The 17080-nt window shown below is 61.2% G+C and carries 13 protein-coding genes; 10 read left to right on the forward strand and 3 right to left on the reverse strand.

Annotated features, from left to right (window positions below; genetic code table 11):
• Positions 1 to 6: 6 nt before the first annotated feature.
• Positions 7 to 1035: a GGDEF domain-containing protein gene (locus ACZ1JM_RS00775; protein WP_465132197.1), complete on the reverse strand. Its 1029-nt coding sequence runs from the start codon at positions 1033 to 1035 to the stop codon at positions 7 to 9.
• Between the two features lie 241 nt (positions 1036 to 1276).
• Positions 1277 to 2089: a DUF1206 domain-containing protein gene (locus ACZ1JM_RS00780; protein ID WP_465132198.1), complete on the reverse strand. Its 813-nt coding sequence runs from the start codon at positions 2087 to 2089 to the stop codon at positions 1277 to 1279.
• A 287-nt stretch (positions 2090 to 2376) separates the two neighbouring features.
• Between ACZ1JM_RS00780 and ACZ1JM_RS00785 the strand changes: the two genes are divergently transcribed.
• Both ACZ1JM_RS00785 and ACZ1JM_RS00790 read left to right on the forward strand, forming a co-directional pair.
• A complete protein-coding gene (locus tag ACZ1JM_RS00785) occupies positions 2377 to 3873 on the forward strand; it encodes an ATPase domain-containing protein (RefSeq protein WP_465132199.1) in 1497 nt (498 codons plus the stop codon).
• Entirely contained in the window at positions 3870 to 5879 is a 2010-nt protein-coding gene (locus ACZ1JM_RS00790; RefSeq protein WP_465132200.1) for a hybrid sensor histidine kinase/response regulator, read from the forward strand. Before ACZ1JM_RS00785 ends, ACZ1JM_RS00790 begins: the two co-directional genes overlap by 4 nt.
• 87 nt (positions 5880 to 5966) lie before the next feature.
• Here the strand turns inward: ACZ1JM_RS00790 and ACZ1JM_RS00795 are convergent, their stop codons facing one another.
• Positions 5967 to 6212, reverse strand: coding sequence for a hypothetical protein (locus tag ACZ1JM_RS00795; protein WP_465132201.1), 246 nt, complete (start codon positions 6210 to 6212; stop codon positions 5967 to 5969).
• Positions 6213 to 6323: 111 nt separating this feature from the next.
• Here ACZ1JM_RS00795 and ACZ1JM_RS00800 point away from each other — a divergent pair, with 111 nt between their 5' ends.
• From ACZ1JM_RS00800 to nirD, 8 genes are all read left to right on the forward strand, one after another.
• A complete protein-coding gene (locus tag ACZ1JM_RS00800) occupies positions 6324 to 6902 on the forward strand; it encodes an ANTAR domain-containing response regulator (RefSeq protein WP_465132202.1) in 579 nt (192 codons plus the stop codon).
• A gap of 31 nt (positions 6903 to 6933) precedes the next feature.
• Complete coding sequence (locus ACZ1JM_RS00805) at positions 6934 to 8142, forward strand: ABC transporter substrate-binding protein (protein ID WP_465132203.1); 1209 nt, start codon at positions 6934 to 6936, stop codon at positions 8140 to 8142.
• A gap of 217 nt (positions 8143 to 8359) precedes the next feature.
• Positions 8360 to 9790, forward strand: coding sequence for a CmpA/NrtA family ABC transporter substrate-binding protein (locus tag ACZ1JM_RS00810; protein ID WP_465132204.1), 1431 nt, complete (start codon positions 8360 to 8362; stop codon positions 9788 to 9790).
• A gap of 26 nt (positions 9791 to 9816) precedes the next feature.
• Positions 9817 to 10851, forward strand: a complete 1035-nt coding sequence (locus ACZ1JM_RS00815; RefSeq protein WP_465132205.1) for an ABC transporter permease — start codon at positions 9817 to 9819, stop codon at positions 10849 to 10851.
• A 54-nt stretch (positions 10852 to 10905) separates the two neighbouring features.
• Positions 10906 to 12609, forward strand: coding sequence for an ABC transporter ATP-binding protein (locus ACZ1JM_RS00820; protein ID WP_465132206.1), 1704 nt, complete (start codon positions 10906 to 10908; stop codon positions 12607 to 12609).
• Positions 12610 to 12749: 140 nt separating this feature from the next.
• Entirely contained in the window at positions 12750 to 13994 is a 1245-nt protein-coding gene (locus ACZ1JM_RS00825; RefSeq protein WP_465132207.1) for an alginate export family protein, read from the forward strand.
• Positions 13995 to 14234: 240 nt separating this feature from the next.
• On the forward strand, positions 14235 to 16736 hold the full coding sequence (gene nirB / locus ACZ1JM_RS00830; protein ID WP_465132208.1) for a nitrite reductase large subunit NirB: 2502 nt from the start codon (positions 14235 to 14237) through the stop codon (positions 16734 to 16736).
• Positions 16736 to 17080 carry a nitrite reductase small subunit NirD gene (gene nirD, locus ACZ1JM_RS00835; protein ID WP_465132547.1) on the forward strand — a complete coding sequence of 115 codons (345 nt, stop codon included), beginning with the start codon at positions 16736 to 16738 and terminating at the stop codon, positions 17078 to 17080. Before nirB ends, nirD begins: the two co-directional genes overlap by 1 nt.

Genomic DNA, 17080 nt, shown 5'->3' on the forward strand with positions numbered 1-17080 from the left:
GCGCAATCAGGCGGTGCTTTTGGCTGCCATCTGAATTTGGTTTCGCCCGTTTTCCTTGGCAAGATAAAGCGCCTGATCGGCGGCACGCAGGGCTGAACGGGGGTCGGTGAAATCAAAGACGTTGGCGATCCCGGCGGAGAAGGTGATCTGACCAAAGGGAGTGTCGGTCTTGCGATTCACCAGCCGACGCTTCGCCATGCTTTCGCGCACTTGGTCCAGCTTGTGCCGCGCCTCTTCAATCGAAGCACCACGGAACAGCATGACGAACTCTTCTCCTCCATGGCGCGCCACGTGGCATTTGTCGTTTGAGATCGTGGCCAGCATCTCCGCGATTGTGCGGATCACCCGGTCACCCGCGTCATGTCCGTGCGTGTCATTTACAAGCTTGAAATGGTCGATATCGCAGAAAGCGACGACCAGCGGGTCGAGTGCGCCCCGGGCCTCCCGGTATTCCTGTTCCAGCACCGTTTCGAAAGCCCGGCGGTTGGGCAATCCGGTAAGGTGGTCAACTTCGGCGTCGCGTTTAGCCTTGGCAAGATTGTTGCGAAGGGTCGCGGCTTCGCGCTCGCTCCGGCGCATTTCCTGTTCGAGGCGTTCTGCGCGTTCGAGCATCGATTTGGCGAGCGTAGCCAGGCTGGAGATAACATCCGTGCTGTCGTCAACCTCATCCAACTGAGCAACGTGTTGTTGCAGACCCTCTGTATAGTCGGAGGTAGCCGACCGTGCAGCATGCGTGCTGTGAGACAGCCCTTCCAGAGTAACCTCCAGTCGCGCCACAAGCTTCGAGATGTCGGTCTGATCGGTTTTCGCCGTGACTTCCTCGAGCCATGCATCGGTGACTTGCAAGCCCTTGGCCAATCGCTGCGCGATCTGCCGCTCCAAACCGGGGTTCGAGCCCGAAACGATGCTGTAGGCGGCTGAAAGGCTATCCGCAGTCAGACTCAGATGATGGTCGAGCAGAAACACGCCGATGGCATCCAGCGTGTTCTGACGGACGTGATCACCGATAGGCGTTACGGGCCCTTCTTCACGCACGGAACCTAGGCGAAGCCAGCCTAGGACTGACCCGGAATGACGTTTACAATTGCTCACATGACCCCCGCCAGAAAGCCAGCTCCAACGTCCAGAATGATCGACGGGGATCTGTATCTCCAAGTGACTGCTTTGCGCGTATAGGAGAAATCCTGCAAGATTATTTGTTGCAGATAACTAACGCCAATTAACTATAAGACCTGGTCGTTGAATTTGCCGCTTCCGGCAGTCGGCGTACCAAATTTCAAATGCCGAGGCGCGGCTTGACTACCGTGATGCGCCGATAGCGCGCTTCCACGAGACTAAATGCGCCAAACAAAGCCAGTCCCACACCCACTACCGCCAGAACCATTGCACCCTCAGGCTGAGAACGCAACTTGTCCAATGCATCGCCTAGTCCGCCTGCCTGCTCAGGGTCATGGTTGAGCGCTGCTGACACGATGAGCCATCCAATGATGGTAAAGACGACCGCCCGCGCGCCATATCCCAAGCGCCCGACCCACCGAACATACTTTGGAGCCGGGACGTCTCCATTCAGATTATCGAAGTTCGCTTTGTAGGCCTTGATTGCTTGGGTAAGCGCGGTCGCAAAAAAGCCAACGCCGACCAGAACGAGCAAGAGTACGCCTCCCGGTTGCTCCAGCAACCAGCCTGACCAGCTTTCCGCCCGCGCATCGCCAGGACTGCCAGATGCGGCGTGCGATTGCTGAAGCGCCAACTTCGCCGCGACGATGGCCAGCGATGCATTGGCTACGCCGCTGATTACATAGGCCGCGCGCTCGAAACTCCCTTTCAGATCGTGGCCTTTGCGCTCAGGATCCATCATGGCTTCGGTAAACCGCCAGATCGCGTAGCCAGCGAACCCCAGTGCGCAGAAGGCCAGCAGAATTCGGCCTGCCTGTGTGTCAGCCAGACTTCCTAATGCGCCCTGATTGTCGTTGGCCTGCGCCCCGGTGCGCGAAGCATCAAAAGCGAGGACTCCTATCATGATGTAGACAAGCCCGCGTGCGGCGAACCCGAGCCGCGCGAACAAAGTCATTCGTTTACTGTAGTCCACATCATTCTCCCTTGGCGCTCCAAATGCGCGATGAGGGCTGACGTTCCGGCTCTATATGTCAGGGGGGTAATCACCAGTCCCTGGCCATTGCTTGCTTCACTGCGATTGATGGGTGCTTTTCTTAACGAAACAGCCAGTTGCAGCGACGGTCGAGAAATCACGTAATGTGCCAAATGGACAGCGATCAGCGGGGATGATATGGGCGACGCAGCCAAACGCCCACTTGATCGTATATCCATAACGGACATCGGCTTTGGATCAGAAGATTGAGGCAAGACGAGACAATTATGGCTGATGGCTCAATCGATCTGGCGATTACGGGTGTTACGGGTCTCGACAATATTCTGGCTGGCGGGTTCGCGAGAGGACGGGTTTTCCTGCTTGAAGGCAGCCCCGGCACGGGCAAGACCACGATTGCCACGCAGTTTCTCATGGAAGGCGCGAAATCAGGCGAACGGTGTCTTTACATTACGCTTTCCGAAACCGAAGATGAGATGCGCGACAGCGCTCGCTCGCACGATTGGGACCTGACGGGGGTCGATCTTTACGAGCTGGTTCCGCCCGAAAGCTTGCTTGATGAAGACCAGCAGCAAAGCCTTCTTTATTCTTCCGACCTTGAGCTGGGCGAGACCACGCGCCGCATTTTCAAGGCATTCCAGAGGATAAAGCCTGATCGCGTCGTGCTCGACAGCCTTTCGGAAATCCGACTGCTTGCGCAAAGTTCGTTGCGCTATCGGCGGCAGATCCTTGCCCTGAAGCACTTCTTCTCAAAGCAGAACACCACCGTACTGATGCTGGACGATCTGACGGCGGAGGTTGCAGACAAGACGGTGCACAGCGTGGCACATGGGGTTGTGCGGCTTGAAGAACTCGCTCCTTCCTATGGCCCTGAACGGCGTCGTTTGCGCGTAGTGAAATATCGCGGCCGACGCTTCCGTGGCGGCTATCATGATTTTCGCATCGAAACGGGCGGCGTGCATGTGTATCCTCGCCTAGTATCGGCGGAGCACCGGACAGCGTTCTCACGCGATATGCTGACCAGCGATTCACCCGAGCTGGACTCTTTGTTGGGCGGCGGGATCGAGCGGGGATCGAGCATGCTTGTCCTCGGGCCGGCAGGCACGGGCAAGTCACTGCTGTCGCTGTTGTTCGTTGCCGCTGCGATCAATCGCGGAGAGCGTGCCGCGATGTTCGTGTTTGACGAAGAAATCGGCCTGCTCTTCAACCGGGCGCTCGGCCTTGGTATCGATATGCAGGCGATGGTCGATGCCGGCGATCTGTTTATCGAACAGGTCGATGCCGCTGAATTGTCGCCAGGCGAATTTTCTCAGCGGGTGCAGGCCCGCGTCGAACGGCACGGCGTGCAGACGGTCGTGGTCGATAGCCTGAACGGTTATCAGGCCGCGATGCCAGAGGAAAACGCGCTGATCCTGCACATGCATGAACTGCTGCAGTATCTTAACCGTCAGGGAGCGACCACGTTCCTGACCGTCGCTCAGCATGGGCTGGTGGGTGACATGAAGGCACCGGTCGATGTTACCTATCTTGCCGACACGGTTATCCTTCTGCGGTATTTCGAGGCGTCCGGCAGGGTTCGCCGCGCAATCTCGATCATCAAGAAGCGTACCGGCGCGCATGAAGACACCATCCGGGAATACCGGATCGGCAACTATGGCATTCGTCTTGGCGATCCGCTGACCGGCTTTCAGGGCGTGCTTCGCGGCGTGCCTACATTTACAGGCGACCATCAATCCACTGCACTGCTTGAAGACGACAGGGAGTGATCGCGCATCTTTCCGAACGCGCCATCATTCTGGCCCCGCATGGCCGCGATGCGCTGATCGCACAAGGGTTGTTCAAGGACGCAGGGCTGCATTCCGCAGTTGCGATCAACCTCGCGCAGCTTGTGGAAGAAATAAAGGCGGGCGCGGGGTTCGCCCTTTTGACTGAGGAGGCATTGCGGACCACCGATGTCTCACCGCTGGCGGTATGGCTTGAAGCACAACCGGAGTGGTCGGATTTTCCGTTCGTGCTCCTGACGGCCAAAGGCGGCGGACTAGAGCGCAACCCCGCCGCCAAGCGATTTCTTGATATTCTGGGGAACGTTACCTTCCTGGAAAGGCCATTTCATCCGACGACTCTCGTAAGCCTTGCGCAGTCAGCGCTGCGTGGTCGGCGTCGGCAATACGATGCCCGCAGCCGGCTTGAAGAACTTCATCGCGGGGCCGACCGGTATCGATCCCTCTTTGAATCAATCGACGCAGGTTTCTGCATCATCGACATGGTTTTCGATGATGACGACCGGCCGGTCGATTATACGTTCGTCGAGGCGAACCCTGCCTTTGAAAGGCAGACCGGGCTTGTAAATGCAATCGGGAAGTCGATGCGCCAGCTCGTCCCGGCACAGGAACAGCATTGGTTCGACATCTATGGTGCAGTGGCCCGCAGCGGCGAACAGATCCGTTTCGAACAGCATGCTGAAGCGCTTGGAGACATCTGGTACGAAGTTTACGCCTTCAGAGTAGGTGAACCAAGCGCCGCCCGCGTCGCCATTCTGTTCAACGACATCTCGGAACGGCGGGCCATGGAAGTCGCTCTACGCGACAGCCAGGAACGCCTTGGTCGCCTCAACGAAACGCTGGAAGAGCGAGTGGAGCAGCGCACGCGCGATCTGGAACAGGCGCAGGAAGCGTTGCGACAGTCTCAGAAGCTTGAAGCGATGGGGCAGCTGACCGGCGGCGTCGCCCACGATTTCAACAACCTGCTGACGCCGATAGTCGGCAGCCTGGATCTTCTGCTTCGTCGCGGCGTGGGTACCGAACGAGAAAGAAAGCTGATCGAAGGCGCGGTGAAGTCGGCTGATCGGGCGCGCATGCTGGTTCAAAGACTGCTCGCGTTCGCGCGCCGCCAGCCCCTGCAGGCCACGGCGATCGAGACGGGTAGCCTGGTGCGTGACATGCAGGAACTGATCGCCAGTACCTGCGGGCCGCGGGTGCAGGTAGTCCTGAATATCGACGATGGCCTGCCCATGGCGAGCGCTGACGCAAACCAGATCGAGATGGCTTTGCTCAATCTCGTGGTCAATGCGCGCGACGCGATGCCCGATGGCGGCACGCTCACCGTCACCGTCGCGCGGGATACGCAAAGCGCGGGCAATGCCTATCGCCTGCAACCGGGTGAGTTCATTCGCCTAAGCGTGGCCGATACCGGCACCGGGATGGACGAACGGACTATCACCAAGGCAATCGAGCCGTTCTTTACCACCAAGGGCGTTGGGCAGGGCACGGGCCTGGGCCTGTCGATGGTGCATGGTCTGGCCGCCCAGCTCGGCGGCGGACTACGGATCGAAAGTACGGTCGGCGAAGGTACGTGCATCCATCTCTGGCTACCGGTCACCGATGCTCCGCCGCATGAAGCGCCGATACCGGAAGTTCATGCCGAACAGTCCGGCAGCGGCATCGCTATGGTGGTGGACGACGAAGATCTGGTGAGAGCAAGCACCGCCCACATGCTCGGCGAACTTGGCTATGCCGTGGTTGAGGCTTGCAGCGCCGAAGATGCCCTGCGCATTCTGGCAGAGGACGACCGGATCGATCTTCTCGTAACCGATCATCTTATGCCCGGGCTCACCGGAACCGATCTGGCGCACAAGGTCAGGGGTTGGAAACCCGAGGTACGGGTCTTGGTGATCTCTGGATACGCTGACAACAAGGGCATCTCACCCGATCTGCCTCGTCTCACCAAGCCTTTCAAACAAAGCGACCTTGCTCTTAGCCTCGCCCGGCTTTGATCGGCTACATAGCGAAAGCCCCGCAGGGCCAAGACACTGCGGGGCTGATAAGCACGACCTTTCAGTCGCGACGCATTCCGTAAAAGATCAATAGTGGTTTGGAAATTTCCGTCGTTCGGAGTATTTTTTGAAGGCGTATCCGCCCACGGCGGCAGCAACCAAACCAGCAGGCCCAAGGCGGCGCAAAACGGCGGCGGTGCCGACACCAAGCAGGGCGCCCCCGGTTCCACCAACGCCATCGACGTGGCGAGCAATACGTTTTCCGGCAACTGCTCCAAGAATCTTACCGATCATGTTAATCTCCTTTGCAAGAGAAAACCGCTCGGAATTCAAATGTTCCTGCCTGCCGACCTATAGACCCAGGCGTGCTGGAAATGACACAGAATGAAACATGGAGAGGCGCCACTTGCCAACACGGTATGCCGCATTGCACAATAGCGGCACATGCGGATTGCCATCATCGACGAAAGCGCTGCTCGCGCCTCCATCATCCAGGAAGGTCTGGCGACCCTGGATGATTGCGAGTTGTTCGTCCTCACCGAACGGAAAGGACTGTTGGCGCGGGTTGCGCAATTCGACCCTGACATCGTCCTAATGGATCTGGGCAACCCGTCCCGCGACGTGCTTGAGGAATACTTCGTCGTCAGCCGCGCGTTGCAGCGGCCCATCGCCATGTTCGTCGATGAGTCCGATGATGAATCGATCATTGCGTCCGTTGACGCAGGCGTATCCAGCTACGTGGTGGACGGTCTTGCCGCCAACCGCATCCGCCCGATCCTCGACCTAGCCGTCACTCGTTTCAATGCCTTCGCCCGGCTGCAGCGCGACTTGGCCGAAGCGAAGGGCAAACTTGCCGAACGTGACGCAATCGACAAGGCAAAGCGCATCCTGATGGACACCCGCGGTATGCCCGAGGCCAAGGCCTATGCCGAAATGCGCAAGGCAGCCATGAACCAGGGCAAGCGGATAGCGGACATCGCCGAAGCCATCGTGACCGCCCACAACTTGATCGGAGGCATGTAATGCGCGGCAACCTACACCGGAGGAAACCCGCGTGACGACCGAACTGACGATCGGATTTCTGCCCTTGGTTGATGCCTGCCTGCCGATCCTCGCGCAGGAGCACGGCTTTGCGGAAGCAGAAGGCCTTTCGCTGCGGCTTGTGAAGGACATGAGCTGGGCGACGGTACTCGACCGCCTGCTATATGGCCATAGCGATGCGGCACATCTTGTCGCACCGCTGGCGATAGCCACCACGCTCGGACGGGGTCGCCCAGCCCAACCGCTGTCCGTTCCATTCGTATTGGGCCTCAATGGCAACGCGATTACCATGCGTCCGGAACTGGCAAAGCAGCTTCGCCCTGCCGGTGAGATGGGGCGGCCAGCGAAAGTCGGCGCAAATCTGAAGCGGATCGTTCAGGAACGACTGGCGGCGGGCAATCTTGTCCGCTTCGGCGTCGTGAACCGGTATTCTAGCCATAACTACATGCTGCGCTACTGGCTGGCGGCGTGCGGCATTCAGCCTGACCGTGATGTGGAGATCACCACCGTCGCCCCGCCGTTTTGCGCCGATGCGCTCGCTCAGGGTGAGGTGGACGGCATTTGCGTGGGTGAGCCATGGAACAGTGTTGCGGTGGAACAGGGCGCGGGTGAGATCGTGCTGTCGAGCGCACAGGTCTGGCGTCGCGGCGTGGAAAAGGTTCTCGCCCTGCGCGAGCCGGTGCTGAACGAGAAACGGGATGAGATCGAGCGGCTCATCCGCGCGCTCTGCACGACCGGTGCGCACTTTGTCGATCCTGAAAACTGGGACAAGAACGCCGCGATTCTGTCGCGTCCCGAATATCTGGACGGGTCGGCGGTGCTGATCCGCCGGGCCATTTCCGATCGCCTGCTGATCTCTAAGGATGGTGCGCTGATCCACTATCCCGACTTCATGTTCCAGTACCGTGAGGCGGCCAATTTCCCTTGGGTCAGCCAGGCCGAATGGCTCTACACCCAGATGGTCCGTTGGGACGGTATCGCCTTCGATCCGGCTGACGCCGCCCGAGCGGCCAAGGTGTTCAGGCCTGACATCTACCGCAGCGCACTTCTCGGCACCGGCGAACCGCTTCCCGGCGCCAGTTCCAAGGTCGAAGGCAGCCTTGCCGCGCGAACCGTCGTCGGCACCCAGCAAGGGGCCATGATGCTGGAACCCAACAGTTTCTTCGACGCGATGGTGTTCGATCCGAACGACATCCAAGGCTATCTCGCCCGGCTGCCCTGACCATCGCATTCTGCTGCACTGCAAAAAGAGCTTTACGCGGCGCGCCCGAATCGCATACACTTTGATTGCAGCATCGTGGTGGCTTCCAAAGACGGCAGCCAAGCAAGATCAGGATGCGCTTTCAACAACAGTGGCAACGTAGCCGCCCGATGTAGTCCCTTTGGGATTAGCGTCGAGGCGGCTTTTTCGCGTTTGCCATCAGGCGGGGTTGGTTTCGATGAGCATTCTTGGCGGGCGGGTATTCGGATCAAGACAAACGGCGGCGGTAGTTGCGCTGTTGACCAGCGTCGCGCTGATCGGCTGCGGCAACAAGGCCGACGCGCCTGCCGGGAATGGCGCGAAAGTCGCCGCGGGCGGTGTCGAAAAGCCCGTCATCAAGCTCGGCTTCATCAAGCTGACCGACATGGCGCCGTTGGCCATCGCCAAGGAGAAAGGCTTCTTCGCCGAAGAGGGCCTGAACGTGACACTCGAACCCCAGGCGAACTGGAAAGTTCTGCTGGACGGCGTGATCGGCGGTCAGCTTGATGGTGCGCACATGCTGGCCGGACAGCCGATCGCCGCCACGCTTGGCCTTGGCACCAAGGCAGAGATGATCGCGCCGATCAGCCTCGATCTCAACGGCAACGCGATCACGCTGTCGAACCGAGTGTGGACGATGATCGAACCGGGTCTGCCGAAGGGGCCGGATGGCAAGCCGGTGCATCCCATCCCTGCATCGGTGCTGCAACCGGTGATCCAGAAGTTTCGCCAGGAGGGCCGGCCCTTCAAGATGGGCATGGTCTTCCCCGTATCGCCGCACAACTACGAGCTGCGTTACTGGCTCGCTGCCGGTGGCCTCAATCCCGGCTATTACCGTCCGGGAGACATCGCGGGGACCACCGGTGCTGATGTGCAGCTTTCGGTGACGCCGCCGCCGCAGATGCCCGCCACTCTGGAGGCCGGGACGATCGAGGGTTACAGCGTGGGTGAGCCTTGGAACCAGGCCGCGGTCAAGAAGAAGATCGGCGTGCCGGTCATCACGGACGACCAGATCTGGCACGACAATCCCGAAAAGGTGCTCGGCCTGCGCAAGGACTTTGCGGACAAGTACCCAGGCACTACCGCTGCCATCCTGAGGGCGATTATCAAGGCGCAGCAGTGGCTTGATGCAGGCGGCGGCAAAAACCGGGCTGAAGCCGTGCAGATCCTCAGCCGCTCAAATTACGTCGGTGCGGATGCGGATGTGATCGCCGCGTCGATGACCGGCAAGTTCACGTTCGGCCCCGGAGACACGCGTCCGGCGGCAGGCTTCAACATTTTCTTCGACAAGTTTGCCGGATACCCGTTCTACTCCGACGCCATCTGGTACATGACCCAGATGCGCCGCTGGGGGCAGATTGCCGACGATCACGACGATGGGTGGTACGCGGCGCAGGCGAAAGCGGTCTATCGCCCGGACCTCTACCTTTCGGCCGCAAAAGCGCTGGCGGATAAGAAGGTCATTCCCGCCTCCGCCATTCCGCAGACTGACGGTTTCAAGCCGATCAACAACGGCTTCATCGATCATGTGCCCTACGATGGGCGCAAGCCCAACGCCTACATCCAGTCGCTTAAGATCGGTTTGAAGAGCGGCCAGAAGGTCGGCGCTTCGGGCGTCACCGGCAACTGATCCGCACCCCAGCGAGGAGAATTTCGATGGCCACCGCTTTCGCCGATGTCGAGCCGCTCAACCAGGGTTCGAGTGATCAAAACCCTGCTTCCTTGTTGACAGAAAAGGAAAATTCCCGGTCTGCCCCGCCACCTTCGGGTCCGGGCGCGCTGCAAATGGCGATCGCCAAACATGGCAAGGCGCTGCTGGCGCCGTTACTAGGTATCGTCGCGTTCCTAGGCCTGTGGGCTGCGCTGGCACCGTTGGTTCAGACCTCGCTCGGCGCGTTGCCGGGACCGGTTCAGGTGGCTGCGCAAGGTGGCGCGCTCTTTGAGGAATGGCAGGCGTCGAATGCCGCGAAAAGCCAGTTCTATGCCGATCAGGACGCGCGGATTGCAGCGGGAACGCAGGCGATGGCGTTTGACTATTCGGGATCGCCGACGTTCGTGGATCAGGTGTTTACGTCGCTGGAAACGGTGGCGCTGGGCTTTGTTCTGGCGACGGTTTTCGCGGTGCCGATCGGGTTGGCGGCGGGGCTATCACCCCTGTTCAACGCGGCGATTAACCCGTTGGTTCAAATCATGAAACCGGTCAGTCCGTTGGCCTGGCTGCCAATCGTGACGATGGTAGTGTCGGCAACCATCACCAGCGCCGATCCGATGCTGGCCAAGAGCTTCGTGATCTCCGCCATCGTCGTCATGTTGTGCTCGCTGTGGCCGACGCTGATCAATACCGCGATCGGTGCGGCGTCGATTGACAAGGACTTGCTGAACGTGGGCCGGGTGCTTCGACTGGGCGCGTTCCAGAAGCTGACGCGACTGGTCTTGCCGAGCGCATTACCCTTTATTTTCACAGGGATGCGCCTGTCGCTGGGCGTGGGCTGGATGGTCCTGATCGCTGCTGAAATGCTCGCGCAGAACCCCGGCCTTGGCAAGTTTGTGTGGGACGAATTCCAGAACGGATCGAGCCAGTCACTGGCGCGGATCATGCTCGCGGTGGTCGTGATCGGCCTGATCGGCTTCCTTCTCGACCGCGTGATGATGAGCCTTCAGGCCCTCGTCAGCCGCAATCGCACGGTCTGAAACGACGGCACCTATAATGACATTGACGACACCTGGACACCGAAAGGCACCCGCATGACGACCATCCTGTCCCTGCAAGGCGTCACCAAGAGCTACACCGGCAAATCGGGCGCGGTCACTCCCGTCCTCGGCGGCATCGACCTCGATGTGGAGGAGGGCGAGTTCATAGCCATCCTCGGTTTTTCCGGAGCGGGCAAGACGACGCTGATCTCCGCCATTGCCGGACTGATCGAGGCCGATGCCGGATCGATCCTGCTTCGCGGCGAGCAGGTCACCGGTCCCGGCAAGGATCGCGGCCTGGTGTTCCAGTCCTATTCCCTGTTCCCATGGTTGACGGTGGAAAAGAACGTCGCGCTGGCGGTCGATGCCGTGCATGCCGACCGATCCAGGGCAGAGCGGGCAGCGCTGGTGCGGCAGAAGGTCGAATTGGTCGGGCTGGGCCACGCGATGGATCGCAAGCCGTCACAGTTGTCTGGCGGGATGCGCCAGCGCGTGGCGGTGGCGCGGGCACTGGCGATGGAACCGGAAATCCTGCTGCTGGACGAACCGCTATCGGCGCTCGATGCGCTGACCCGGTCCAAGTTGCAGGACGAGATCGAGCGTATCCGCAAGGAAGAGCGCCGCACTATCATCCTGGTGACCAACGACGTGGACGAAGCGCTGCTGCTGGCTGACCGCGTAGCGGTTCTGACACCCGCGCCCGCCGCCACCATCGGGCGGCTGTTCACGGTGGACGTACCGCGTCCGCGCGACCGGGAAGCGGTGAACGATGACGCGCACTTCCAGGCGTTGCGCAAGGATATCGTCGAATACCTTGGCCGGTTGAACGAAGGTGGGTCGAGCGTAGGCGAAAGCAGCGTGCCGTTGCCGATGGTCGCGCCGATCGACCTGTTCGCGCAGACGGCCAAAAAGGAAGCCGAACTGCCCGCAGCCTATCGCGAAGCGGCCAAGTCGGCCGTCGAGCGGCGCTATCTGGAATTCTTCAAGCTGCACAAGATCTATCCAACGCCGAAAGGTCCGCTGACGGTGGTCGAGGATTTCAACCTGCTAATGGACAAAGGCGAGTTCATTTCGCTGATCGGTCATTCGGGTTGCGGCAAGTCCACCGTGCTGACCATGGCGGCGGGCTTGAACGCCATCAGTTCGGGCGGCATCGTGCTGGACAATCGCGAGATCGACGTGGCCGGACCTGACAAGGCAGTCGTGTTCCAATCCCCCAGCCTGATGCCTTGGCTGACGGCGCGGCAGAACGTCGCGTTGGGGGTGGAGCGGGTCTATCCCCATGCCAGCAAGGGGGAGCGGCGCGATATCGTGGATTATTACCTCGATAGGGTGGGCCTGGCCGACGCCAAAGACCGGATGGCGGCGGAAATGTCGAACGGGATGCGACAGCGGGTGGGCATTGCCCGCGCCTTCGCGCTCAGCCCGCGCCTGCTGCTGCTGGATGAACCTTTCGGCATGCTCGACAGCCTGACCCGCTGGGATCTTCAGGACGTGCTGGTCGAGACCTGGAATCGCACCAAGGTGACGGCGATCATGGTGACGCACGATGTGGACGAAGCGATCCTGCTGGCCGACCGCGTGGTCATGATGACCAATGGGCCAAACGCCACCATCGGCAAAGTGCTGAAGGTCGACCTGCCGCGCCCGCGTGATCGCAAGGCGCTGCTGGATGATCCGAAGTTCTATCAGTACCGGCAGGAAGTGCTGCATTTCCTGGCAGAATATGACCACGGCCCGGCGGTGAAGGCTGCCTGAGGGGGGCAAGGACCTTCTAAAGTCCCCCGGGCAGCGCGGCCCGGCGGGTGTGCATGCACGCGATAACCGGCGGGCAACGGTGCCAGCCTTCGATCCGGTTCCGGGCGATGTGCCCGACCGGAAGTAGGGGGAACACATTCATGAGAACCGCATTTTCGCTTGCAGCATGCTGCGCAGCATTGGCCGCATCGCCCGCACTTGCAGCGGCACCCGGTAGCCCGATAAAAGTCAGCGACGATCTGACCATCGACCCCATCATCGACGGCCGTCTCCGCTGGGAATCCGTCGATCAGCCGGACATCGACCGCGATGCAGACGCGGTAACGATGCGTGTGCGCGCCGGGGTGGAATTCAAGGTCCACAACCTCTCGCTGCTGGCCGAAGGTGAGGGCGTGCTGGCGCTGGGCAATGGATACAACGCCTTTCCCTTCGCCAATACCGCCAGCAACCAGTATCGCCCGGGCCGCTCGGTCATTCCCGATGCCGAAACGATCGGTCTCAATCGCCTGCAACTCGCTTACAAGACCAAAGCGGGAACCGTCACGGTAGGGCGCCAGCGTATCAATCTTGACGATCAGCGCTGGGTTGGATCGGTCGGTTGGCGGCAGGATGAGCAGACGTTCGACGCCGTGCGAGCGGAAGCGAAGCTGGGTCCGGTGTCGATCGACGCCACCTATTCCTGGGACCAGCGCACGATCTTCGGCTCCGACGCCGGGCCGCGTCAGGCGTACGACGGCAACTTCATTTTCGGCGATGCGGGCATCAAGCTCGGACCAATCTCGGTGAAGGGTTTCGCCTATCTGATCGACTATGATGATCGGCTGCAGATCGCTAATTCCAGCAAGACGTTCGGTGCGCGGGCGACGGGGGCATTTCCGCTAGGGACCGCCGCCAAGCTGGACATCGCGGCATCCTATGCCCGCCAATCCGACTGGCGAAACCCGGCGCGCAACTACGACGCCGATTATCTGGCGGGCGAGGGCGGTTTCACCTTCAAGGGCTTTCGACTGGCGGCAGGCTACGAAAAGCTGGGATCAGACAACGGCTTTGCCCTGCAGACACCGCTGGCGACGCTCCACAAGTTCAACGGCACCGCTGACGTTTTCCTCACCACCCCGGCGGCGGGTCTGGCTGATGCCTATGCAAGCGCGAGTTACACGTTCGGGAATGTTGGCGCGCTGAAAGGCATCAACGCCAACGTCACCTGGCATCAGTTCGACAGCGACGTCGGCAACATCGAATACGGGCACGAATGGGATGCTCAGGTCGGCTTCAAGTACGGCGCGGTCGCCGTGCTGGCGAAGTATGCGCGGTACGATGCGGTAACGTTTCCGGCCAGCGGTGATGTCAAGAAGTTCTGGCTGCAGTTCGACTTCGTCATCTGACTTGACCGGTGACCGACCGGTTTGCTGCACCGCAAAAAAGACGCTTGCAGCGTTGCTATCGAATCGGTTACACCTTGCTCAGCGATAGAGCGCTCGTCCATCGAAGGACGATCCAGTGCCTCGCTTTACATGACAGAACGCGTGGCAACGAAGCCGCCCGTACCTTCCCTCATCAGGGACAGGCACTGGGCGGTTTTTTGCGTTGCGCGTTGCGAATGGAGACGTGACGTGAATGCACCGATGAACTTCGAGAAGGGGGGCTTTCCCGGTCAGGTTCGGGAACGGCTCGTAGTGATCGGAAACGGCATGGCGGGCTGCCGTGCGGTGGAAGAAATTCTGGCGCGTGATCCGGGCCGCTTCGATGTCACGATCTTCGGCGCCGAGCCGCGCGTCAACTACAACCGCATCATGCTGTCGCCGGTACTGGCGGGCGAGAAGACGTTCGACGAGATCGTCATCAACACCGCGCAATGGTACGACGACAACGCGATAACGCTGGTTTCGGGCGACAAGGTGGTCGCGATCGACCGGGCCACGCAGAGCGTCATCGCCGCGTCCGGCCGGGTCGAGCCGTATGACCGGTTGCTGATCGCCACCGGGTCCGATCCCTTCATCATTCCGGTGCCCGGCAGGGACCTCGAAGGCGTTGTCACTTTCCGCGACCTTGACGACGTGGACCGGATGCTGGCGGCAGCGGATCGCGGCGGCTCGGCAGTGGTCATCGGCGGCGGCCTGCTCGGCCTTGAAGCGGCGCATGGGCTGACCTTGCGCGGCATGAAAGTCACCGTCATCCACCTGATGCCCACCCTTATGGAGCGCCAGCTGGACGAGGCTGCGGGCTACCTGTTGCGCAGCGAACTGGAGCGGCGCGGGCAGACCATCCTCACCGGCGCAAACACGAAGGAAATCGTCGGCAAGGACGGCAAGGTCGCAGGCGTGAGGCTTGAGGACGGGACCGAGATCGCCTGCGACATCGTCGTCATGGCGGTGGGCATCCGCCCCGCCACCGGCCTTGCCAGGGAGGCCGGGCTGGACGTCGAGCGCGGCATCATGGTTGACGATCACATGGTCACGTCCGATCCGGCGGTACTCGCCGTGGGTGAATGCGTGCAGCACCGGGGCACCTGCTACGGTCTGGTCGCGCCACTGTGGGAAATGTGCCGCGCCCTTGCCGATCACGCGACCGGCGCGCCGACCGGGTATCTTGGCTCGGTCACTTCCACCAAGCTCAAGGTTTCGGGCATCGACCTGTTTTCCGCCGGAGACTTTTCGGGCGGTGAGGGGTGCGAGGACATCGTCATGCGCGACGCCGCGCGGGGCGCCTACAAGCGGGTCATCGTCAAGGACGACAGGGTGATCGGCGCGGTGCTCTACGGTGATACCGCGGACGGTTCCTGGTACTTCGACCTCATGAAAAAGGGCGAGGACGTGTCGCCTATTCGCGAGGCGCTGATCTTCGGCCAGGCTTTCGCGTCCGGGGGTGCGCTCGCGGACCCTAACGCCGCCGTTGCCGCCCTCTCGGACGATGCCGAGATCTGTGGTTGCAACGGCGTTTCCAAAGCCACCGTGGTCAAGACCATCCAGGCCGGGGCCTGCTCGCTCGACGCGGTGCGATCGCAGTGCAAGGCTTCTGCCTCGTGCGGATCCTGCACGGGGCTGGTCGAAAGCCTGCTGGCGGTCGCGCTGGGCGGAGACGTGCAGTCCGGCCCCAGGACGATGTGCAAATGCACCAGCTTCACCCACGATGACGTGCGCCGCCTGATCGTGGAAAAGGACCTGCGCCTTATCCCGCAGGTCATGCAGGAACTGCACTGGGCCACGCCGGACGGTTGTTCCTCCTGCCGCCCCGCGCTCAACTACTACCTGCTCTGCGCATGGCCGGGCGAGTACGAGGACGATCAGAAGAGCCGCTTCGTCAACGAACGCATGCACGCCAATATCCAGAAGGACGGCACGTATTCCGTCGTTCCGCGCATGTGGGGTGGCCTGACCAACCCGCGCGAACTGCGCGCCATCGCTGATGTCGTCGAGAAATACAACGCGCCGATGGTGAAAGTGACGGGCGGCCAACGGCTCGACATCTTCGGCATCAGGAAGGAAGACTTGCCCGCGGTCTGGGCCGATCTCAACGCCGCCGGGATGGTATCGGGCCACGCCTATGGCAAGTCGCTGCGCACCGTGAAGACGTGCGTCGGTTCCGACTGGTGCCGGTTCGGCACGCAGGATTCCACCGGTCTCGGCGTCAAGATCGAGCATATGACCTGGGGGTCGTGGATGCCGCACAAGTTCAAGATCGCGGTCAGCGGTTGCCCGCGCAATTGCGCCGAAGCGACGATCAAGGACTTTGGCGTGATCTGCGTCGATAGCGGCTATGAACTGCACGTCGGCGGCAACGGGGGCATCAAGGTGCGCGCAACCGACTTCCTGTGCAAAGTCGCGACTGAGGAAGAGGCCATGGACATGTGCGCCGCCTTCACCCAGCTCTACCGCGAGGAAGCGCACTATCTGGAGCGCACCGCGCCTTGGATCGAGCGGGTTGGCCTGCAGTACGTCAAGGATCGCCTGGCAGAGGATGGCGCCGTGGAGCGCTACGCCGCCCGCTTCCGCTATTCGCAGCAGTTCATGCAGGACGATCCCTGGGCGAAACGCGCTGCTGGCGAGGACGCCAAGCTGCACCAGCACCTCGCCGAAGTCCGCCCCTTTCCCAACACCCCCGCCCCGGCGACGCTGGAGAACGCATGATGATCGGCAACTGGCTCGATATCGGCCCTGTCACCCAGATCGAGGCTGGCACGGCGCGCACGCTTCCCGTCGTCGGCGGTGAGGAGATCGCGGTGTTCCACACCCAGCGCGGCGAGTTCTTCGCCCTGCGCAACCAGTGCCCACACAAGCGCGGCCCGCTTAGCCAGGGCATCGTTCATGGCGACGTGGTGACGTGCCCGCTGCACAACTGGAACATCTCGCTGCGCTCCGGCAAGGCGCTGGGCGATGACGAGGGATGCGTGCCCACGATCCCGCTGAAAGTGGACGCTGGGCGGCTCTACCTGCTGCGCTCGGCGGTCGTCGCGCGGGCCGAGGCGGCCTGA

The sequence above is a fragment of the Novosphingobium sp. BL-S-24 genome (genome assembly GCF_055521575.1).